Origin of the sequence: Gilliamella sp. wkB292, assembly GCF_001690235.1 — a bacterium.
Lineage (GTDB): Bacteria > Pseudomonadota > Gammaproteobacteria > Enterobacterales > Orbaceae > Gilliamella > Gilliamella apicola_F.
On record NZ_LZGO01000063.1, the window covers coordinates 22,683 to 44,843 of the forward strand.

A 22,161-nucleotide genomic window follows, 5' to 3' on the forward strand; every position below is an offset into this window, starting at 1 on the left:
TTATAGAGTCATTTTTATCTTAAATGCAACATTATTTGTTGTTTAAAGATATTGTGCCTTATAATAAGCGTTTATTTTGAATATAAGCAGGTTTTCGACATGGGTGATAATTCATTAAAAAATACGTATGATGACTTTTTATCAACTGTGATTGTTGGTATTGGGGAAGTTTCTGAAATGACTAAAATTCCAGTAAGGAAATTACGTTATTGGGAAGAAAAAGGCATCATTAAAACAGTTGACCCGCAATCTAAATCTCGCCAATTTGATTTAGCCAATATTAAAAAGATAATTCTTATTCAAGAATTGATTGATGATGGATATTCATTAGATGGTGCAGCTAAGAAAGTTGAAGAAAGGTTTGCTAAAATTGGCTCACTGATGAATTTAATTCAGATGTAATATTAGGTTTTTTAGGCATTAGCTGTTTAAGATACCATTTATTTGAATTAGATTTAAAAAAACTCAAAACGATAACAATGTTATGGTTTTGAGTTAGTTTTTTTTCAAATATCATTCAATAGTAATATGGCATCATCTTACTATTTTTGATTTTCAGCTGGATTGCCTGAATATGGGAATATGCTATCTTTAAGTGAAAATGAAAAGTCTTTAGTGCTAATTTCACCAACGACTTTATCACTATCGTATAACGCCAACAAAAATTGTGCCATTTGTTCGGCTGAATGATATTTTGCAAAGCTTTTATTGTAGTCATAATCGGTGACATTGTTAGCTTTTTGTCCAAACTCTGTTTTGGTTGCAGCAGGCGCAAGGACTTTAGCTTGTAATGGCGCTTTAGCTTGTTTTAATTCGTGAGCTAAACCTTCAGTGAATGCACTAACATAAAATTTAGTTGCACAGTATGTGACTGCATTTGGTACTATTGTGTATCCGCCTCTTGATGAAAGATTAATTATTTGAGTATTCGCTTGATCTTGGTATTTACGGACATAAAGTGTTGATAGAATTGTTAATGCTTCAATATTTAAATGTAGCATTGATTCAATTTTATTTAAGTCCTGCTCTTTAACACTTCCATAATTGCCAAAACCCGCATTGTTAATCCAAGTCTCGATAAAATATTGATCAAGATCTTGAAAAAGTGAATGTACATTACTGGCTACGGATAAATCACATAATTTTATAATGACATCGACCGCTGGGTTGGTCTCTGCAATTTTGTTTTTAAGATCAATTAATTGTTCTTCCCTTCTTGCAATAAGAATAAGGGATTTATTGCGTTTAGCAAATTCAAGTGCTGTTGCATAACCTATACCAGAACTCGCACCTGTTATAGCTGTGTATCTTTTATCTGTCATATTCATATTTTATTTCCATTAAAACGATTATTAAATTTAATTTGTCTAGTAATTAAATAAAACGGTTAATTGCCATTTTTTTTAATATTAAAGCATTAAAGATAATTGAATTGTATCCCTTAATTTAAGATTTCCATGAATTATGTGGTAATTCACCTTCTTTGGTCGCTTTTGCTAAAGCTTCTTTTAATTGTTCACGATTAAGTGAAATGCAATAAGCAGGTTTAGCTCGTTCAAATCGCCAGCTTTCTGACAAATTGCCAACATCAATATAATCATAGCCAATTTGGTCAAGCAACTGACAAACTACCTGTTTGCTTGGCATATCATTACCAGCGACAGGCAGCGCTCTTCTGTTAACTTTATCATTTGGTTTAGCATCTTTAACGATATCTTTTGCAAGAATAGCATTAAATGCTTTGACTACTTTCGATTGGTTAAGGTGTTGAGCGACAAGTTCGCTGGTTGTTATTTGATGATTATCCAATAACTCAAAATGACCATCCCTATCAGGATAGTAGTTCATGGTATCAATAATAATTTTGTTACTTAGCAAATCTGTTGGTAACTGTTTATAGTTAGCAAAAGGTATTGCAGTTACGATAATATCACTAAATTCTATGGCTTCTTGTTGGCTGCCGATTTGACAACCTATCGAGCTTGCTACGCTGAAAAGTGTATTTTTTCCTCTTGAGTTGCTTAGCATAACTTGATACCCAGATTCTATAAATAATTTTGCACAAGCTTGACCAATAAAGCCAGCGCCAATAATCGATATTTTTTTCATTTTATATTTCCTCTGAATAAATAAAGTAGTTGTATTATCTTTATAAAATAATAGATAATAAATACGATAATAATTGATTTATTAACAACTGGGAGTTGATAATTGGATTTGTTAAAGTGCATGGAAGCGTTTGTTGTGACAGTAAAAACAGGATCTTTTGTTGCTACATCTGTTTCGTTAAATACTTCACCTCAAATGGTCACTAAATATATTTCTTACCTAGAAAAATACATTGGTTTAAAGCTACTTAATCGAACAACACGTTCACAGCATTTAACTGAATTTGGCAAACAGTATTATGAGCGGTGTTTGTTTATTCTTGATGAAGTTAAAGCAACAAAAAATCTTGCCCAGCAATTTAGTGAAGAACCTAATGGTCGATTAAGGATCAGTGCGCCAGTCAGTTTTGGTCATTTCAATTTAATTCCAGTTATTAGCTGTTTTATGAAGCGTTATCCCAAAGTAAATATTGATCTTCAATTAAGTGATCGCTATGTTGATTTAGTGCAGGATGATTTTGATGCTGTATTTCGTATCGGGGTATTAGATGATTCAAGCCTAATTGCTCGTAAACTCAAATCTTTTCAACTTATTTTTGCTGCTGCGCCAAGTTATTTGGCTCAATATGGAATACCATCAGTACCCAATGATATAAAAAAACACCAATGTTTAATTTATCAATATGTTAATCCAACAAGAAAAGATCATCTTTGGTCTTTTAAAGTCAATGGTCAAGTGATTAATCTTCCTATATCCGGAATGTTACAAAGTAATGATACCTTTGCGTTAGCACAAGCCGCAATTCAAGGATTGGGAGTAACGATGTTACCTGAGTCAATGCTAAGTGAAGCAATTAAACAACATAAATTATTACCCATTCTACAGGAGTATTTACCACCACCTAGAGAAGTTCATCTACTTTATACAGCGGATAAACGCCAGTTGTTGAAATTAAAGATGTTTATTGAATTTATAGTGGATAAGATGGCTTAGCTTATTCGATGTTGTTTACTATATGTATATTGGTCGATATGACGGAGTCTAAGTGGGATAATATAATCACTAGTTAAAATATTGATAACAAAAAAAGGCGACTAAGTCGCCTTTTTAGTTAATAGTTTAAACGGATTTAAACTACTATTTATTTGATTGTCACTGTTGTGCTTAATTCTTTTCCTAACATATTGTTAAGGTAAACTAAGTCATCAGCAGTTAATGTTCCAACTGCATACTTCAACTGCAATAAACTCGTTAAATAAGTATATTTAGCATCAGATAAGTTGCGCTTAGAACTATAAAGCTGAGTTGTGGCATTTAATACATCAACAATAGTACGTGTTCCAACTTGGTATCCTGATGTGGTTGCTTCTAATGAACTTTCCGCAGAGACAACCGCTTGTTGGTAAGCTTTGATTGCACTGATAGATGACGAAATGTTGTTATAAGAAGAACGAACTTGATTGATCACGCTACGATTGGTGCTTTCAAGTTTTTCGCTAAAACTGACAAAGTTGTGTTGCGCTTGTTCAACTTGAGACATGGTTGCACCGCCCGAGAAGATTGGCATACTAACACTCACGCCAACATAGTTACTGCCCGAATAACTTTTACCATTACGGGCAGCAGGTGTGCCAGCAGAACTATAATTACCATATCGGTCGGTTTTATTGAGATTTGTCGATGCATCAACACTTGCTGTTGGCATATAACCAGATTGTGCTAACTTGATTTGATCGCGCGCGATATCTTGATTTAATTTCATTGTTAATAAATTCAGATTTGATGTTTCTGATTGTTTTAACAATGCGCCGATTTGAGTTGGCATTTCAGTTTTAAACGTATTGGTATTAATACTTGCTAACTGGGAATAAAAACGACCGCTGACTTGCCGTAAGTCTTCAATGGCGTTATTTAAATCATTTAATGCATTAACTTGTTGTGCAACGGTTAAATCATAATTAGCTTTAGCATTTTGTACATCTGTAATAGCCACTAAACCCACTTGATGTTGTTGCTGGGTTTGTTCTAATTGACGACCAATGGCTTTTTTCTGAGCTTCGATAAAGCTTAATGCATCAAGCGCTTTTAACACATTAAAATAAGCAACTGAAGTATTTAAAATTAATGTTTGCCCTTGGTATTGATAGGTGATATCCGCAATACTCGCTTGTTTTTTTGTAATATCTAAATTTTTCCAATTAGCAAAATTGAATATACTTTGTGATAAAGTGACTTGATATAAATTACCACTTTTGCTTTTTTGTCCACTAGTATCACGGCGACCATGTGTTACACCGTAAGAAGCACTTAACCCAACTTGTGGTAATAAACTTGCTCGAGAGCCAGAAATTGCTGAATAAGCTTTGTCTTTATCGGCTAATGAACTTCGTAAATCAGGGTTCGTTTCTTTGGCTTGTTCATAAACCTGAACCAAATTTTCAGCAAAAACTGCTTGGCTTAATGTTAAGCCGATTAGAAAAGTTAGCGTTTTTTTCATCAATTATCTCTTTTAAGAAACATTAAAATATAATAGTACGTTGATTTAAGTGATTTTAACAGATAATTAGCATATAGTAAGCATAGTTTATGTAACATTCGCACTTTTTATTAAAATTTAGCTTAAAATTGAGAAACAATATGAAAATTATCAATAATCCTGTCCATTTCAACAAAAACGATGTGTTCAATCTAACTAAACGAGTTTTGTATAAGGGTTTTTTTTCATTACTTGAATATCGTTTTCAATACCGCAAATTCGATGGTTCTGTTAGTGAATTTGTCACTAGAGAAATTTTAGAACGTGGTCACGCTGTCGTGTTATTAGCTTATGATGTTAAACGTGATGAAGTTGTTTTAATTGAACAAATTCGTATTGCTGCTATTGAAACTCAAGATACACCATGGATGTTAGAGCTGATTGCCGGCATGATGGATCATGAAAATGAATCTTGTGAAGATGTTGCAAGGCGCGAAGCTATGGAAGAAGCAGGGATTGAAGTTGGTCGTTGTATGCCAATTACAAGTTATCTGGCTTCACCTGGTGGTCTAACTGAAAAATTGTATATTTTGGTTGGTGAGGTTGATTCAACGACAGCAAAAGGCGTTCATGGATTAGCTGAAGAAAACGAAGATATTAAAGTCCATGTAGTGAGCAGAGAACAAGCTTACCAATGGGTAGAAGATGGTTTAATTAATAATGCGGCTTCGATTATTGCACTACAGTGGTTACAACTTAATCATCATCGATTAAAAAATGAGTGGATGTAATGAGTATTGTTGATCACATTTAATTATTTCTTTCATTAAAATGTGATCTATTTTACACTTTAATATAACGCTAGGATTTATAATAAAAATTATATCACTCGCTACACCCCTAGGTTTTGCTATTTCCGTCATTAACTGTAATGTATTAATGAATAATTGAGGTGAATTTTGGAATCACTTTTACAGCTTCCAACACAAAATAAACAACACGCCAAAATATTACAAATTACCGATATGCATCTTTTTTCAGATGATAATAGTGCATTACTTGGCGTAAATTCAAATGCAAGTTTTTTAGCGGTGTTAGATGAAATAAAAAGTACGAAAAGAAAGTATGATTTAATTGTAGCAACTGGCGATTTTGTACAAGATGGATCAAAAACTGCTTATCAACGTTTTGCAGAGCAAATTATAAGTTTAAAAACGCCTTGTGTATGGTTAGCTGGCAATCATGATAACTATGGCTATATGCAGTCTGTTTTTGCCGATTATAATTTAGCTGATAATAAGGTTGTATCACTTGGTGATAAATGGATAATCATTCTTCTTAATAGCCAAGTTGAAGGGCAAGCTTATGGCTTTTTAAGCAATATAGAGCTTGAATTTTTACAACATACTTTAGCCCAATACCCAGATAAGAATGCATTGGTTTTTTTGCATCATCATCCTATATCCTCCAGTTGTCATTGGCTTGATCAACATATATTAAAAAATAGTCATCAATTGGAACAAATTATCCAATGTTACCAACAAATAAAAGGGGTGGGATGGGGGCATATTCATCAAGAGCAAGATAATTTATGGCATCACTGCTTAGCGTTTTCAACACCATCAACTTGTGTTCAATTTAAACCAAATAGCTATGATTTTCAGTTAGCAGATAAAGATGCGCCAGGCTGGCGCGAAATTAAATTAAAAGATGATGGCTCAATTAGCACGTCTGTTTTTCGGATTGGCGACAATCGATTTGTACCTGATTTATCACAAAATGGCTATTAAATTACTGTAATTAAATATAACCAATTACAGTAATGGAGCAAAAAAGTAAAAGAGCCGTTCAACTACGTGCTGCCAAATTGGTCGTTGTTTCCACGTTTCGATATTTACTTCGTCTGATTGCGCTAAATATTTTTGTAAAAGGTTAGATAACGATTGGGCAAATTCAGCATCATCAATGACGGTGGTAATTTCAAAATTTAACCATAAACTGCGCATATCTAAATTTACAGTACCAACTAAGCTTAACTGGTTATCAATTAACACACTTTTTGTGTGCAATAAGTTATTATTAAACTGATATAGCTTTACACCACCATCGAGCAGTTCTGAAAAGAAAGCTCGACTTGCCCATTTGACCATTAATGAATCATTCTTTTTAGGAACAATGATAATTACTTCAACACCTCTTTGTGCAGCAGTACAAACTGCATGTAAAATATCATCGCTTGGTACTAAATAAGGTGTGGTGAAAATAATTTGCTCTTGTGCTGAATAAATAGCAGTAAGTAGCACCTGATGGATCATGTTTTCCGTATAACCAGGGCCAGAAGCAATAAGTTGCATGATATGCTTTTTCTCTTCTGGCGGCTCTGCAAAGTCGGTAATTTGCGGTAAAGCTAAATCTGTACCGGTTTCTAATTCCCAATCACTAGCATAAATTGCGCCCATTAAGGTCGTTACAGGTCCACGCATTCTTACCATGACATCGACCCATTCACCAACATGTTTATTTTGTTTAAAAAAGCGTGGATCAACAATATTCATACTACCTGTGTATGAAATATAATTGTCAATGATAGCCACTTTACGATGTTGGCGAAGATCGAGCCGTCTAAACATAAAGCGCAGTAAATTAACTTTAAGCGCTTCAACAATTATAATACCAGCAGCTCGCATTCTTTTGCTTGCATTAGTTTTAAGAAAATGGCGGCTACCAGCTGAATCAACCATTAAACGACATGTTACACCTCGTTTTGTGGCAGAAATCAGTGCGCTTTCAACATCATCTGCTCGACCGCCTTCGTTCCAAATATAAAAAACCATTTCAATATTAGAAGTGGCTTGATTAATGTCTTCAATGAGTTTATCAAATATGGTATCGGTGTCACTAAGCAGTTCGATATGGTTACCGTTTATACCATCAAGTCCGGTTTGATGTTTACAAAGTTGGAAAATGGGTTTACTTACTTGGCTAACTTTGGTGGTAAAAATATCAGAAAATACACTAATTCGATTGATAAAATTAGCAATGATTGGTCGCATTTTTTGCGCACGTTTAACGCGTTGTTGGCCTAAATGTGCTTCACCAAGTGAAAAATAAAGAATAATTCCAACGATAGGTAAGATGTAAATGACCAGCATCCAAGCAATGACATAAGTTGTTGGCCTACGCTTAAACACTATCCGTAAAGTTACTGCAACGATTATCAACCAATAAACGAAGAAGATTAATGAACTAATTAAGGCATGAAATGAAGTATATTGCATATTAGTTAACTATTGCTTAAGTTTAATTGACTAATGGGATCTTTGCTACAATCATAATGCTGAAAAATTTCAGGTAATGGCTTAGGATTGTTATGTTTATCAACTGATACATAAGTAAATACTGCGTCAGTAATACAAAAACGTTGAGGGGTGTCTGATGTGTCGAGTACTTTTTTTACCCAAACCTCAATGCCTATAGTGATTGAGGTTTTACCTGTTTTAATACAATGAGCATAACAACAGACAACATCGCCTACCATTGCCGGTTTATAAAATGTGATACTACTTGCATTGACTGTTACTACACGGTTTCTGGCGATCTCTTTTGATAAAATTCCGCCAGCTAGATCCATTTGTGACATAATCCAACCACCAAAAATATGGCCATGTGGGTTTGTGTCAGCAGGCATCGCAAGTGTTCTTAATACCAATTGTCCTTTAGGATTAGTTGTGTCTTGTTTCATGATGAAAGCCTTAGTTATAACATTTTACTCGGTACTAGCGTTTTTATTTAAATTTCGATAAATATAGATACCAGATATTAATGATAATAGTAAAGAGGCACCGGGTAAAATAAATACTTTGAAAATCCAAAAAAATTCATCAGGAGCATAATAAGTTGTGATTAAACTGATGACTCCACACGAAATGAAAAATACTATCCATAACAAATTTAGTCTGTTCCAGACAGCTAAATTTAATTGCAACTCTTTACCAAGCATTTTCTGTAAAAGATTTTTTTTAAAAATAAATTGGCTAATTAATAAAGCAGAAGCAAAGATAAAATTAATGATTGTCACTTTCCATTTAATGATATTGGGTTCACGAGTATATAATGTAAAACCACCAAAAATCATGATCATCAGGTATGATAACAACTCTACTTTATCTATTTTTCGATAAATAACGAGAATAATAAGAAAAGCAATGGTTGCTGAGATCATGAGTGCTTGAACGCCAGCAAAAATATCATACATTGTTAAAAAGACAAAAAAGAAAATCAGTGGAATAAAATTCAAAAGTTGTTTCATGTAATTATTAACCTGATAGATGAGATACTTATTAAGAGTTAAATAAGAAAAAAAGCCTATTAATAATAGGCCTTATTTTTTGGTATGAAGTTCGGGATGTGCTTTACAATTTCCTGATTGGCAATGACCGTAAAGATACAAACTATGGAACGTTAATTTAACGCCATATTGTTCGGCAATTTCTTTTTGCCTAGTATTAATAATTTCATCACGAAATTCAAATACTTCGCCACAATCTAAACATATTAAATGATCATGGTGTTTTTGAGTTGCGAGCTCAAAAACCGCTCGTCCACCTTCAAAATTATGACGTGTAACAATACCCGCATCATCAAATTGATTTAAAACACGGTAAACTGTGGCAAGTCCAATTTCTTCACCCATATCAAGTAACTTTTTATAAAGATCTTCGACTGTGATATGTTGACATGAAGGATCACGCAATAGCTCTAAAATTTTTAATCTTGGTAAAGTAACTTTCAAACCTGCGCTTTTTAGCGCAGCGTTATTATCGTTATCATGATTTGTCATATTGCATTCCAGTTTAGTTAGTTAATCAGTTGTATTATAAGATTAAGTACGGAAAATAAAATAAATCACTTTGATAGGTTAAATATTCATTTCACTTTTTACTTGATTTACCCAAGTTGAAATACGTTGCTCAGTCAATTCAGGTTGACGATCTTCATCAATCGCTAATCCAACAAAATGGTTGTCGTCAACTAAACTTTTAGACGCTTCAAAGTTGTATCCGTCAGTTGGCCAATGCCCAACAATTTTTGCGCCTTTAGGTTCAATAATATCGCGTATTGTTCCCATTGCATCACAAAAATATTCAGCATAATCTTCTTGATCGCCACAACCAAAAATAGCAACGGTTTTACCATTAAAATCAATTTGTTCTAGATTAGGAAAAAAATCATCCCAATCTGCTTGTGATTCACCATAATACCAAGTCGGAATGCCGAAAAAAAGATAATCATATTTTTCTATATGTTCTTTGGTGGTTTTTGCAATATCAAAAAGATCTGCTTGTTCACTTCCTAAAATGAGTTGGATTTGTTTAGCTACATTCTCTGTATTACCTGTATCACTACCAAAAAAAATACCGACGTTTGCCATATTTGTACCTTCACTGTTTTACAATATAAAAAATATTTTTTGAGTATATCATTGTCACCTGTTATCAGCAATAATTCTCAATTACAATCATCATACCATATTATTTTTCTACACAATTGATTGATCTTGGATTAGAATTGTTGAAAATTTAATAATAACTTAAGTTATGGAATTTATTTATGAACCTGCACGAGTATCAATCAAAATATCTTTTTAAGCAATATAATTTACCTGTTCCAGAAGGTTATGTTTGTAACTCAATTGATGAAGTACAAGATACCTTAGCTAAATTGGCGTCTCAAGCAGATATTCAAGCTTGGGTGGCTAAGTGTCAGGTTCATGCTGGTGGTCGTGGTAAAGCAGGTGGCGTGATTTGTACACACGATTTTAATGAAATCAAACAGTTTGCTGAAAAGTGGCTGGGTAAGCATTTAGTGACTTATCAAACTACATCTAAAGGTCAACCGGTTAATCAAATTCTCATTGAAAAAGCATCGAATATAGATAAAGAACTGTATTTAGGTGCAGTAATTGATAGAAGTTCTAAACGAGTAGTTATTATGGCCTCTACAGAGGGCGGGGTTGATATTGAAAGTGTCGCTGAAAAATCACCCCATCTAATTCATAAAATTTCACTTGATCCTTTAACCGGACCTTGTGCGTATCAAGGTCGTGAACTTGCATTTAAATTGGGTTTATCAGGTAAGCTGATTAATCAATTTGCTAAATTATTTGTCAATCTAGCTACACTTTTTTTAGAAAACGATGTGTCTTTAGCTGAAGTAAATCCTTTAGTGATTACTGATTCTCAAGAGCTGATTTGTTTAGATGCGAAAATTGTTATTGATGATAATGCGCTTTTTAGACATCCAAATTTAAATGTGCTAAGAGATACCACACAAGAAGATGAACGCGAATCAATTGCAGCCAAACAGGGAATTAGCTATGTATCTTTAGAAGGTAATATTGGCTGTATGGTTAATGGTGCTGGTCTTGCCATGGCTACTATGGATATTATCAAATTATATGGCGGTGAACCGGCTAACTTTTTAGATGTCGGTGGTGGCACGACTAAAGAGCGTGTATCTGAAGCATTCAAATTAATTTTATCTGATAAAAATGTTAAAGCAATTTTAGTCAATATCTTTGGTGGTATTGTTCGATGTGATTTAATTGCTGATGGAATTATTAGCGCAATAAAAGAAATAGGTCTTGCGGTTCCCGTTGTTGTCCGCCTTGAAGGTAATAATGCAGAGATTGCTCGAGATATATTAGCTGAAAGTCAGTTAAATATTATTACTGCAAAAAGTTTAATTGATGCTGCACAAAAAATAGTTGCTGTTGCATAATAAGAAAGAGTGGAGAACGGAAATTATGTCAATTTTAGTTAATAAAGATACCAAAGTTATTTGCCAAGGATTTACTGGCAGCCAAGGAACTTTTCATTCACAGCAAGCACTAGCCTATGGCACTAAATTAGTTGGTGGTGTAACACCAGGGAAAGGCGGAACTCAGCATTTAGGTTTACCCGTTTTTAATACCGTAAAAGAAGCAGTTGCAACCACGGGAGCTACTGCAAGTGTTATTTATGTACCAGCCGCATTTGGTAAAGATTCAATTTTAGAAGCAATTGATGCCGGCATTAAATTAATTGTCTGTATTACAGAAGGTATTCCAACCTTAGACATGTTAATAGTTAAAGAAAAACTAAAACAAACCGATACTGTCATGATTGGACCTAACTGCCCGGGAATTATTGTTCCTGATGAATGTAAAATAGGTATTATGCCGGGTCACATTCATTTAGCCGGTAAAATAGGCATTGTTTCCCGTTCGGGTACTTTAACTTATGAAGCAGTTAAACAAACTACCGACATCGGGTTAGGTCAATCAGTTTGTGTCGGGATTGGTGGTGACCCTATTCCGGGTAGTGATTTTATTTCAATTTTAAAATTACTTGAGCAAGACCCTAAAACCGAAGCTATTGTTATGATTGGTGAGATTGGTGGTAGCGCCGAAGAGGAAGCCGCTGAGTATATTAAAAAACATGTCTCTAAACCTGTTATTGGTTATATTGCAGGGGTATCTGCACCATCTGGTAAACGTATGGGGCATGCTGGTGCAATTATTTCGGGTAATAAAGGCACTGCTGAAGAAAAAACCAGAACGCTACAAGCTGCCGGTATAACTGTTGTTAGTAGTTTGGCTGATATCGGTGATGTTGTAAAAAAACAATTTAATATGTAGTTTTTTGATATCCGTCAAATTATATTTTAAAATATTGATGTACAATATCGAGCAATAACGATATTAATTTAGTGAGCATTTATGGAGTAGGGAGCAAATATGTTTGATATAGTTGAACTATCACGCCTCCAATTTGCACTCACTGCAATGTATCATTTCATCTTTGTACCATTAACGCTTGGTTTAGCGTTTTTGTTAGCAATTATGGAAACAGTATACGTTGTAAGTGGTAAGCAAGTTTGGAAAGATATGACCAAATTCTGGGGAAAACTCTTTGGTATTAATTTTGCCGTGGGTGTTGCCACAGGTTTGACAATGGAATTTCAGTTCGGCACGAACTGGTCATATTACTCACACTATGTGGGGGATATTTTTGGTGCACCACTAGCTATTGAAGGTTTAATGGCATTTTTCCTAGAATCAACAATGGTTGGTCTATTCTTTTTTGGTTGGGATAGATTAAGTCGAGGTAAGCACTTATTGGTTACTTGGTGCGTTGCTTTTGGTTCAAATCTTTCTGCATTGTGGATATTAGTGGCTAATGGTTGGATGCAATTCCCTGTTGGTTCTGAATTTAATCCTATCAATGCTAGAATGGAAATGGCGAACTTTTTTGAGTTAATTACTAATTCTGTTGCGCAATATAAATTTGTTCATACTGTTGCAGCAGGTTATTTAACTGGTGCTATTTTTGTTTTAAGTATTAGTTCATACTATCTACTTAGAAAACGTGATGTTGCTTTTGCCAAACGTTCTTTTGCTGTGGCGGCAATGTTTGGTTTTATCATGTCGATTTTAGTTGCGTTTATGGGTGATGAAGCTGGTCACGAAATGACTACTGTTCAACCAACTAAACTCGCTGCAATTGAAGGTGAGTGGGAAACTCAACCTGCACCAGCATCATTTAACGTTATAGCTTTTCCTTCTCAAAAAAATAAAGAAAATTTATTCGCTATTGAGATTCCATATGTTATGGGCATTATGACAACACGTTCATTAGATACTCAAGTTATTGGTTTGAAAGACATCTTAAATACCAATGAAACTAAGATTCGTAATGGTGTTTTGGCCTATACAAACTTGGAAAAAATTCAAAAAGGTGATCAAGATCCTGCCGTATTAAAAGCTTTTGAAGATAATAAAGCTGATTTAGGTTATGGCTATTTGGTTAAACGCTTTACAGATCGTGATAATTTAACTATTCCTGAAGCAACAGAACAACATATTAAAGCTGCTGCTGAGGATTCTATTCCTACCGTTTGGCCGCTATTTTGGGCATTCCGTGGTATGGTTGGTCTAGGATTATTGATGATTCTTGGTACTGGTTTTGCTTTGTGGACCACTTATAAAAATAAAATTACAGAAAGACGCTGGTTACATCGCTTATTAATGTTGTTTTTACCATTCCCATGGCTTGCTTGTGAGTGTGGTTGGTTTGTTGCTGAATACGGTCGTCAACCTTGGGCTATTCAAGATATTTTACCAACAGGTGTAGCAAATTCGTCATTAACTCCAGGTGAAGTATTATTTACAATGATATTGATTTGTGGTCTTTATACCTTATTTTTAGTTGCTGAAATGTTCTTAATGTTTAAATTTGCACGTTTGGGACCGAGTTCTTTAGGTACAGGCAACTATCATTATGAAAAAACACAACCGGTAACAGAATAGGGCATAGGGAGTATACACAATGATTGATTACGAAATTGTACGCTTCATCTGGTGGGTGCTGATTAGTGTTGTTTTAATCGGTTTTGTTGTCACAGATGGATTCGATATGGGGGTGGGTATTTTGCTACCATTTATCGGAAAAACTGATACAGAACGCCGTATTATGATAAATGCCATTGCACCTCACTGGGATGGTAACCAAGTATGGTTAATTACTGGTGGAGCAGGTATATTTGCAGCTTGGCCAATGGCTTATGCTGCTTCATTTTCTGGCTTTTATATTGCGATGATTTTAGTGTTATGTGCGCTATTTTTTAGACCAATTGGTTTTGATTATCGTAGTAAATTAGAAAATTCAAAATGGCGTAACTTATGGGATGGCGGTATCTTTGTTGGGAGTTTTGTTCCTGCATTGGTATTTGGCGTTGCATTTGGAAACTTACTAGAAGGTGTTCCGTTTAGATACGACAATACTTATCGTGTATTTTATGATGGTAACTTTTTCGGTTTGCTTAACCCATTTGCTCTATTAACTGGCGTCGTTAGTTTAATGTTAATAGTTGCTCATGGCGGAGCATGGTTGCAAATGAAAACCTCTGGTGAGCTTTATTTGCGCGCAAGAAAAGCGACTCAAATTGCGAGTTTGATTTTAGTCATTGCTTTTGTTTTAGCTGGAGTTTGGGTGGCTTTTGGTATTCATGGATATGAAGTGACAAGTGTTATTGATCACAATGCAGCCTCTAATCCATTAGCGAAGACTGTATCTACCGATACATCATGGTTAACAAATTATATGAATTATCCAATTTTGTGGTTAGTGCCTGTTTTAGGTGTAGTTTTGCCATTGTTAACTATCCTTTGTTCTGGTTTAAATAAAAACGCATTAGTTTTCATTTTATCGTCATTAACAATTGCATGTGTATTATTTACTTATGCTATCGCGACATTCCCATTTATTATGCCATCAAGCATTATGCCAAATGCAAGTCTAACTATATGGGATGCAACATCAAGTCAATTAACACTTAATATTATGTTTGTAGTGGTATTAATCTTCTTACCAATAGTGCTTTTATATACTATCTGGTCATATATTAAAATGTTTGGACGACTTGATAAAAATCATATTGAAAATAATAAACATTCTCTTTATTAAGGAACAGATATGTATTATGTATTATGGTTTGTAGGCATTATTGCAGCTTGTATGTTATCTGCCGTTACTGGATTATGGGTAGAACATATTAGTAGTGATAAAGAGTCAAATAATCAGTAAGTTAGTAGTATAAAGTTAATTAAAAAGGTGGCTTATCGTCACCTTTTTTTAATTTAAAAATTGTCACTATAATCGAATTAGTCACAAATGATAATTGTTTTCATTTAAGTAATTTTATATCATAGTGCGGCGAATTTTATATTTAGATATAATAGTAACAAATTTTTTTACGTGATATTTGGATATGAAACAATTTAATTGGAATGCAAGGGTTTATTATGAAGATACCGATGCAGGTGGAGTTGTCTATCATGCTCGGTATCTTGCTTTTTTCGAACGAGCTAGAACCGAAATGCTAAGACAACTTGATATTAGTCAACAAAAGTTATTACAAGAAGGTATTGCTTTTGTTGTAAAAAAGATGGATATTAGCTACCTCTTTCCAGCTCGTTTAGATGATATGCTAACAATTAGCAGTAGCATTGAGCAAGTTCGCAAGGCGTCTATTATCTTTAAACAGACTATTTTTAATCAAAACAAGCAAGCTATCAGTACTGCTGATGTGATTATTGCATGTGTAGATATGACTAAAATGAAGCCATGTGGGCTTCCTAAGTTATTAGTTTCGGAGTTTATATAAGTGGAAAATCTTAATATTATTGATTTGTTTTTACAAGCAGGTTTATTAGTACAATGTGTGATGATATTGCTACTGAGCTTTTCTGTTATGTCTTGGGCTATTATTTTTCAACGTAGTAAAATTTTAGGAAAAGCTAAAAAACAAGTTGATCAATTTGAAAATAGTTTTTGGGCATCTGATGAATTAAATGTTTTATTTGATAAAGCAAAATTCAATAAAGAAGATATTAGTGGTACAGAACATATTTTTTATTCGGGTTTTAAAGAGTTTTCTCGACTATATCAAATTAATCCAAATATGCCAGAAGCGGCATTAGATGGTGCATCTCGCTCAATGCGACTGGCCATGAATCGTGAACTTGATAATTTAGAATTACATATTCCTTTTTTAGGAACGGTTGGTTCTATCAGTCCATATATTGGTTTATTTGGTACTGTTTGGGGGATAATGCACGCATTTATTTCATTAGGTGCAGTTAAACAAGCAACACTTCAAATGGTTGCACCAGGTATTGCAGAAGCATTGATTGCAACCGCTATAGGGCTATTTGCTGCTATTCCTGCGGTGTTGGCATACAATCGTTTATCATTAAGCGTCAGTAGAATAGAGCAAAGTTATTTAAACTTTATTGATGAATTTTCAGCTATTTTACAACGTCAAGCTGTTGCTGTTAGGAAGTAATTAATTATGAGCAGACGTTCACGTTATTCCACAAAATCCGAAATCAATATAGTTCCATTATTGGATGTACTATTGGTATTGGTATTGATTTTTATGGCAACTGCACCCATTATCAGTCAAAGTGTTGAAGTTGATTTACCTGAAGCGTCGGAATCAAAAACAGTTTCACCTTCAGATAATAAACCAATCATCATTGAAGTGTCTGATGTTGGCGTTTACGCATTGATCATTGATCAAGATCGTCAATCAAATTTACCTCAAGAGCAAATTGTTGCCGAGGTTAAGCATCAAATTTCACTTAACGAAAAAGCTGTTTTTTTAGTTGGTGGTGCTAAAAATGTTCCTTACGAAGAAATTATAAAGGCGTTGAATTTATTACAATCTGCAGGCGTTAAATCTGTTGGATTGATGACTCAACCAATTTAATTAAACATAATAATACGTTAAAAATGTCAGCAATGTCTTATAAGCCAAATTCTCAATTAAGCGTACCAATTGTAATATCTATTTTATTGCATTTAATATTAATTATCATTCTTGGCTATAGAGCTATACAGGATGATAATGCTAATTATGGTAGTATTAATGGCCAATCAATTGATGCGATTATGGTTGATCCATCGGTTATGACTGAACAATATCAAAGGCAATTACAAGCTCAAACCAGTCAACAAAAGGCGGATAAACAAAAACAACAACAATTAGAAAATCAAGCTAAAGAGTTACAAGAAAAGCAATTAGCTGAACAGCAACGGTTAAAGGATCTTGAGAAAGAGCGTTTAAAAATTGCTGAACAACAAAAACAGCAAGAGGTAGAAAAAGCTGCTGCTGAAAAGGCTGCCGCTGAAAAGGCCGCAGCCGAGAAAGCTGCCGCTGAAAAGGCTGCAGCAGAAAAAGCCGCTGCTGAAAAGGCTGCAGCAGAAAAAGCCGCTGCTGAAAAGGCTGCAGCAGAGAAAGCCGCCGCTGAAAAAGCCGCAGCAGAGAAAGCCGCCGCTGAAAAGGCCGCAGCCGAGAAAGCTGCCGCTGAAAAGGCTGCAGCAGAAAAAGCTGCCGCTGAAAAGGCCGCAGCCGAGAAAGCTGCTGCTCAAAAAGCTGCGGCAGAGAAAGCCGCTGCTGAAAAGGCTGCAGCAGAAAAAGCCGCCGCTGAAAAGGCCGCAGCCGAGAAAGCTGCCGCTCAAAAAGCTGCGGCAGAGAAAGCCGCTGCTGAAAAAGCCGCAGCCGAGAAAGCTGCCGCTGAAAAGGCCGCAGCAGAAAAAGCCGCCGCCCAAAAAGCTGCGGCAGAAAAAGCTAAACAAGCTAAAAATGATAAAGCATTAAATGATCTGTTAGGTGGATTAACTTCATCAGGTGCGCCAAGTACTTCAAATGCTCAGGGATCAACCGCTAGTCGTAAAGGCGTATCGGATGGTGAATTAGACAAATATAAGTCATTAGTACAAAATGCAATAAGTAATAAATTTATTAATCCTCCTAATGTTTATAGTGGTCAACACTGTGTTTTGCAGATTCAAATTGCCCCCGATGGATTATTACTTAATGTAATTTCAAAAGGTGGGGATGATGCTTTATGCCGCGAAGCGCTTGCCGCTACCAAACTTGCGGTGATACCAAGACCTGCCAATAATCTGTATAATGAAGTAAAAAATATGACTCTTGAATTCCAACCAAAATAACTTAATGCTCAAATTTTGTTCTTCATAAAATAAATTTTCAACATCTTTCACTGAAAGATGTTGAAAACGAATTAAACGTCCCAATATATTCTCTATTCATTCCAAATTTAGTTATTGTAAGTAAGAGAAGGAGCAGAATATGACAACAATAGTCAGTGTTCGCCGTGAAGGGCAAGTGGTTATTGGTGGTGATGGGCAAGTGACACTTGGTGAACGTATAATTATGAAAGGCAATGCCCGTAAAGTTCGTCGATTATATAATAACAAAGTAATTGCAGGATTTGCAGGTGGTACTGCTGATGCGTTTACGCTTTTTGAGTTATTCGAGCGAAAACTTGAGATGCATCAAGGTCACTTAACTAAATCAGCAGTAGAATTAGCTAAGGATTGGCGAACCGATAGAATGTTACGTAAATTGGAAGCATTGCTTGCTGTTGCCGATGAAAGTGCCTCATTAATTATTACTGGTACAGGTGATGTTATTCAACCAGAAGACGATTTGATTGCTATTGGTTCGGGAGGACCTTATGCTCAAGCGGCAGCACGTGCGCTACTGGATAATACTTCATTATCTGCACATGATATTGTGCAAAAGTCATTATCAATAGCGGGAGATATTTGTGTATATACCAATAACTTCCAAACAATTGAAGAACTTAATTATTAATTAATCCGATTTAAGAGAAATTTATTATGTCTGAAATGACTCCTCGCGAAATAGTAAGCGAATTAAACCAACATATCATTGGTCAAGATAAAGCAAAACGTTCTGTTGCTATTGCATTGCGTAATCGTTGGCGTCGTATGCAGCTTGATGAAGCGTTACGCCATGAAGTAACACCCAAAAATATATTAATGATTGGACCAACAGGGGTAGGTAAAACCGAAATTGCTAGAAGGCTAGCGAAATTAGCCCATGCTCCATTTATTAAAGTCGAAGCGACAAAATTTACAGAGGTCGGTTATGTTGGTAAAGAGGTTGATTCCATTATTCGTGATTTAACCGATTCTGCTGTCAAAATGATTCGCCAAGAAGCGATAGAAAAAAATCGCAATCGTGCACAAGAGTTAGCTGAAGAGCGTATTTTAGATGTACTGGTTCCACCAGCGAAAGATGGATGGGGACAGGTTGAAAATAATAACGATTCAACAGCTAGACAAGCTTTTCGAAAAAAACTGCGTGAAGGTGCACTTGATGATAAAGAGATTGAAATTGAAGTGGCAGGCGTAAATATTGGTGTCGAAATCATGGCGCCTCCTGGCATGGAAGAAATGACAAATCAATTACAATCGATGTTTCAGAATTTAGGTGGTCAAAAAACTAAACCACGTAAAATGAAAATTAAAGATGCATTTAAACAGTTAATTGAAGAAGAAGCAGCTAAATTAGTTAATCCTGAAGAACTCAAACATCAAGCCATTGAAGCTGTTGAACAAAATGGTATTGTGTTTATTGATGAAATTGATAAAGTTTGTAAGCGTGGTAACTCTTCTGGTCCAGATGTGTCTCGTGAAGGGGTGCAGCGTGATTTATTACCTTTAGTTGAAGGGTGCACGGTATCAACTAAGCATGGTTCAGTAAAAACTGATCATATTTTATTTATTGCTTCTGGTGCATTCCAAACAGCAAGCCCATCAGACTTAATACCGGAACTTCAAGGGCGTTTACCAATTCGAGTTGAATTACAAGCATTAACCAGTGAAGATTTTGAGCGTATTTTAACTGAGCCAAATGCATCACTCACTGTACAATATAAAGCACTTATGGCAACAGAAGGTGTGAATATTGATTTTACGACAGATGGTATACGTAAAATAGCTGAGTCTGCTTGGCAAGTAAATGAGCAAAATGAAAATATTGGTGCTCGTCGATTACATACCGTGCTCGAACGTTTAATGGAAGAAGTTTCGTTTGAAGCGAGTGAACTTAATGGGCAAACAGTTACAATTGATGCTAAGTATGTTGGTGAGCATTTAGATAAACTCGTTGCAGATGAAGATCTGAGTAAGTTTATTTTGTAGCTTTATTTTTAATTGCTAAACAAAAAGGTGAGTATAATACTCACCTTTTTTGTTATTCATTTGTCTTATTTTTTATTTAGTTAGTAAACCTTCTAAAAGATCTACTGCTTTTTGTTTAGAATTTGATTTAGAGTCATCTTTTGAATTACGTCCTTCAAGTTTATTGCGTAGCTTATCTAACTTGTCTTGCAACTTATCACTGAATAAATCCTTAATGACTTGTTCTAAATCAATTTGGTAATGCAGATTAGCAAATTGCCCATAAATATGTAACGGTATAGTTAGCTTTTGTAGTTTTGCAATGGTTTCATTTTTACCATTCCAGCCACCTAAGAGTTTAATATTCATGTTAACATCTAAATCTTTTTTAGTCATACCAACTCTGCCTGATCCAGAGGTGACATCAAGTGTTTGAGAATTAGCGCCTAACGTTGTTAGTTCTAAATTACCATTACTTAAATATCCATTAGCTGTGATATTAGAAAATTCAGTATAGTTTTTTTGATTTTCTGGATTAGAGATATCTTTGGTATATTTTGCCGCTGCATTTTGAATAATATTATTGATATTAATATTATTTAACCTGGCATTGGTCACATTGATTGCTACGTTACCCTTGATACTTTCTAATAGTCGATTAGCTATTAATGTGTTCGCTTCTAAATCACCATTTGCATTAAATGATCCTTGCAAATCATTAGGTGTTTCTATTTGGGTAAAGAAAGTATTCAGATCAACATTACTAATTTTAGGACTTAATTTAATTAGTGTATTTTTTTGCTTACCATTTGCGATACCTGTTGCCATTACATGGCCTTTAGCAAAGTCAAAATTGATATCATTAAAGGTGGCTACACCATCATTATTGACCATATTTACATTGATATTATTCAATATGATTTTATTAGCATCTAATTGTTTTAAATTGAGTTTAAGTTTAGCATTAAAGCTATTAAGAAAATTGAGCTCATTCTCAATTTTTTCAACGTTTGATACAACAGGCGGGGTTTGTTGTATAGTGATATTGTCGTTTACTTTTTTATCATTGGTTAAAAAAGTCGATAGGTTTAGTTTATCTGAGTTAAGCTGTAGATCAATATCAGGTTTGTTGTCTAAAATAGCAGTAAATGCACCATTAAAATTGTTTTCATTGATTGAAAAAGATAAATTTTTACTACTTATTTGCATTGGATTTGTTTGTTGATAATTAAATAGTCCATTTATATTGCCTTTTAGAGCTTTGAACGATGAGGTAATGCCTTTATAAGTATATTCAAACTTCTTCAAGTCAATTAGTGCGCTATTAGGATATTGCGTTAAATCCACATCAGCATTAGCAGCATAATAAAGATCTTGTTGATTACGATCAACATTGCCCTTTACATCAATTGTCATTTTTCTATCTGATTTTTGCTCGATCGCTAAGTTAATATTGCGAAAGTTAATCAAATCATCTTTATGTTGAATAACAACAGTACTATCAGTTACTTCAAGCTTATTAAATGTAAACGCCCAGCTCGATGGTTTTGCTGGTTGTTTAGTTTGTGATATTTCACCGTTAGAAGTGTTTGGCTTGTTAGCTTCTTTGTTCTCAAAAACCAATCCTTTACTTTCATCGGTAATATTAATAATAGCCGATTTTATAAATACATTTTTGACAGTCAATTTTTTAGAAAACAGTGGGAATAATTCCACATCTAAACGCATATTATCTGCTGTTAGGATAGGTTTTTTTGCATCCTGATCAGAAAGCTTAACCGAATCAGTCAAGATACTGACTTGTGGCCAAATGTGCCAACGTAAATTTCCCTCGATAGTTAATTCATAGCCTGTTTTATCTTTGACGGTATCGGTTATAAATCCTCGAAAATTATTTGGGTCAACAAAAACGATTAATGAGACAATGCCGATTGAAATAATGAGGATTAAAATTAAAAGCGTAACCAATATTTTTTTGATCATATTAATGTTCCTTTAGAATATAAGCTACTAAGC

Annotated in this window: 24 protein-coding genes; 15 read left to right on the forward strand and 9 right to left on the reverse strand. The window is 34.6% G+C overall.

The genetic code is table 11. The features are described 5' to 3' along the window. Window positions 1-99: 99 nt before the first annotated feature. A complete protein-coding gene (locus tag A9G09_RS07760; protein WP_065634297.1) occupies window positions 100-402 on the forward strand; it encodes a MerR family transcriptional regulator in 303 nt (100 codons plus the stop codon). A 140-nt stretch (window positions 403-542) separates the two neighbouring features. On the opposite strand, the gene A9G09_RS07765 is transcribed toward A9G09_RS07760, so the two are convergent. Continuing rightward, complete coding sequence (locus tag A9G09_RS07765) at window positions 543-1,322, reverse strand: SDR family oxidoreductase (RefSeq protein ID WP_065634374.1); 780 nt, start codon at window positions 1,320-1,322, stop codon at window positions 543-545. Window positions 1,323-1,446: 124 nt separating this feature from the next. Continuing rightward, window positions 1,447-2,127 carry an NADPH-dependent F420 reductase gene (locus A9G09_RS07770; protein WP_255307699.1) on the reverse strand — a complete coding sequence of 227 codons (681 nt, stop codon included), beginning with the start codon at window positions 2,125-2,127 and terminating at the stop codon, window positions 1,447-1,449. Window positions 2,128-2,211: 84 nt separating this feature from the next. On the opposite strand from A9G09_RS07770, the gene A9G09_RS07775 reads away from it, so the two are divergent. Further along, the gene (locus A9G09_RS07775) at window positions 2,212-3,102 is read left to right on the forward strand and encodes a LysR family transcriptional regulator (RefSeq protein ID WP_065634299.1); all 891 of its coding nucleotides are present in this window, start codon (window positions 2,212-2,214) and stop codon (window positions 3,100-3,102) included. A gap of 148 nt (window positions 3,103-3,250) precedes the next feature. On the opposite strand, the gene tolC is transcribed toward A9G09_RS07775, so the two are convergent. Beyond that, complete coding sequence (gene tolC, locus A9G09_RS07780; RefSeq protein WP_065634300.1) at window positions 3,251-4,606, reverse strand: outer membrane channel protein TolC; 1,356 nt, start codon at window positions 4,604-4,606, stop codon at window positions 3,251-3,253. Between the two features lie 140 nt (window positions 4,607-4,746). On the opposite strand from tolC, the gene nudF reads away from it, so the two are divergent. Further along, window positions 4,747-5,376, forward strand: a complete 630-nt coding sequence (gene nudF, locus A9G09_RS07785) for an ADP-ribose diphosphatase (RefSeq protein ID WP_065634301.1) — start codon at window positions 4,747-4,749, stop codon at window positions 5,374-5,376. A 168-nt stretch (window positions 5,377-5,544) separates the two neighbouring features. Then, window positions 5,545-6,375: a 3',5'-cyclic-AMP phosphodiesterase gene (gene cpdA / locus A9G09_RS07790; RefSeq protein ID WP_065634302.1), complete on the forward strand. Its 831-nt coding sequence runs from the start codon at window positions 5,545-5,547 to the stop codon at window positions 6,373-6,375. Window positions 6,376-6,399: 24 nt separating this feature from the next. Here cpdA and cls read toward each other — a convergent pair whose 3' ends face one another. From cls to fldA, 5 genes are all read right to left on the reverse strand, one after another. Further along, window positions 6,400-7,863 carry a cardiolipin synthase gene (cls, locus tag A9G09_RS07795; protein ID WP_065634303.1) on the reverse strand — a complete coding sequence of 488 codons (1,464 nt, stop codon included), beginning with the start codon at window positions 7,861-7,863 and terminating at the stop codon, window positions 6,400-6,402. Window positions 7,864-7,868: 5 nt separating this feature from the next. After that, the gene (gene yciA, locus A9G09_RS12730) at window positions 7,869-8,327 is read right to left on the reverse strand and encodes an acyl-CoA thioester hydrolase YciA (protein ID WP_065634304.1); all 459 of its coding nucleotides are present in this window, start codon (window positions 8,325-8,327) and stop codon (window positions 7,869-7,871) included. A 24-nt stretch (window positions 8,328-8,351) separates the two neighbouring features. Then, window positions 8,352-8,894, reverse strand: a complete 543-nt coding sequence (locus A9G09_RS12735) for an inner membrane-spanning protein YciB (RefSeq protein ID WP_065634305.1) — start codon at window positions 8,892-8,894, stop codon at window positions 8,352-8,354. A gap of 72 nt (window positions 8,895-8,966) precedes the next feature. Continuing rightward, complete coding sequence (gene fur / locus A9G09_RS07810; protein WP_065634306.1) at window positions 8,967-9,425, reverse strand: ferric iron uptake transcriptional regulator; 459 nt, start codon at window positions 9,423-9,425, stop codon at window positions 8,967-8,969. Window positions 9,426-9,503: 78 nt separating this feature from the next. Then, window positions 9,504-10,016 (reverse strand): flavodoxin FldA, encoded by a 513-nt coding sequence (fldA, locus tag A9G09_RS07815; protein WP_065634307.1) that lies wholly within the window; start codon window positions 10,014-10,016, stop codon window positions 9,504-9,506. 179 nt (window positions 10,017-10,195) lie between these two features. Between fldA and sucC the strand changes: the two genes are divergently transcribed. From sucC to hslU, 11 genes are all read left to right on the forward strand, one after another. Further along, window positions 10,196-11,365, forward strand: coding sequence for an ADP-forming succinate--CoA ligase subunit beta (sucC, locus tag A9G09_RS07820; RefSeq protein WP_065634308.1), 1,170 nt, complete (start codon window positions 10,196-10,198; stop codon window positions 11,363-11,365). A gap of 25 nt (window positions 11,366-11,390) precedes the next feature. Further along, window positions 11,391-12,263 carry a succinate--CoA ligase subunit alpha gene (gene sucD / locus A9G09_RS07825; protein WP_065634309.1) on the forward strand — a complete coding sequence of 291 codons (873 nt, stop codon included), beginning with the start codon at window positions 11,391-11,393 and terminating at the stop codon, window positions 12,261-12,263. 99 nt (window positions 12,264-12,362) lie between these two features. Then, a complete protein-coding gene (locus A9G09_RS07830; protein ID WP_065634310.1) occupies window positions 12,363-13,934 on the forward strand; it encodes a cytochrome ubiquinol oxidase subunit I in 1,572 nt (523 codons plus the stop codon). A gap of 19 nt (window positions 13,935-13,953) precedes the next feature. Beyond that, the gene (gene cydB, locus A9G09_RS07835; RefSeq protein ID WP_065634311.1) at window positions 13,954-15,090 is read left to right on the forward strand and encodes a cytochrome d ubiquinol oxidase subunit II; all 1,137 of its coding nucleotides are present in this window, start codon (window positions 13,954-13,956) and stop codon (window positions 15,088-15,090) included. Between the two features lie 9 nt (window positions 15,091-15,099). Continuing rightward, window positions 15,100-15,210: a cytochrome bd oxidase small subunit, CydX/CbdX family gene (locus tag A9G09_RS12740; RefSeq protein ID WP_141671549.1), complete on the forward strand. Its 111-nt coding sequence runs from the start codon at window positions 15,100-15,102 to the stop codon at window positions 15,208-15,210. A 184-nt stretch (window positions 15,211-15,394) separates the two neighbouring features. Then, window positions 15,395-15,790, forward strand: a complete 396-nt coding sequence (ybgC, locus tag A9G09_RS07840; protein WP_065634312.1) for a tol-pal system-associated acyl-CoA thioesterase — start codon at window positions 15,395-15,397, stop codon at window positions 15,788-15,790. Next, window positions 15,791-16,471 (forward strand): protein TolQ, encoded by a 681-nt coding sequence (gene tolQ / locus A9G09_RS07845; RefSeq protein WP_065634313.1) that lies wholly within the window; start codon window positions 15,791-15,793, stop codon window positions 16,469-16,471. Window positions 16,472-16,477: 6 nt separating this feature from the next. After that, the gene (gene tolR / locus A9G09_RS07850) at window positions 16,478-16,897 is read left to right on the forward strand and encodes a colicin uptake protein TolR (RefSeq protein WP_065634314.1); all 420 of its coding nucleotides are present in this window, start codon (window positions 16,478-16,480) and stop codon (window positions 16,895-16,897) included. Between the two features lie 32 nt (window positions 16,898-16,929). Beyond that, window positions 16,930-18,144, forward strand: a complete 1,215-nt coding sequence (tolA, locus tag A9G09_RS07855; protein ID WP_218056868.1) for a cell envelope integrity protein TolA — start codon at window positions 16,930-16,932, stop codon at window positions 18,142-18,144. 139 nt (window positions 18,145-18,283) lie between these two features. Further along, window positions 18,284-18,811: an ATP-dependent protease subunit HslV gene (hslV, locus tag A9G09_RS07860; protein WP_065556332.1), complete on the forward strand. Its 528-nt coding sequence runs from the start codon at window positions 18,284-18,286 to the stop codon at window positions 18,809-18,811. A gap of 26 nt (window positions 18,812-18,837) precedes the next feature. After that, the gene (hslU, locus tag A9G09_RS07865; protein WP_065634316.1) at window positions 18,838-20,166 is read left to right on the forward strand and encodes an HslU--HslV peptidase ATPase subunit; all 1,329 of its coding nucleotides are present in this window, start codon (window positions 18,838-18,840) and stop codon (window positions 20,164-20,166) included. A gap of 72 nt (window positions 20,167-20,238) precedes the next feature. Here hslU and asmA read toward each other — a convergent pair whose 3' ends face one another. Then, complete coding sequence (gene asmA, locus A9G09_RS07870; protein WP_065634317.1) at window positions 20,239-22,128, reverse strand: outer membrane assembly protein AsmA; 1,890 nt, start codon at window positions 22,126-22,128, stop codon at window positions 20,239-20,241. Window positions 22,129-22,161: the final 33 nt, after the last annotated feature.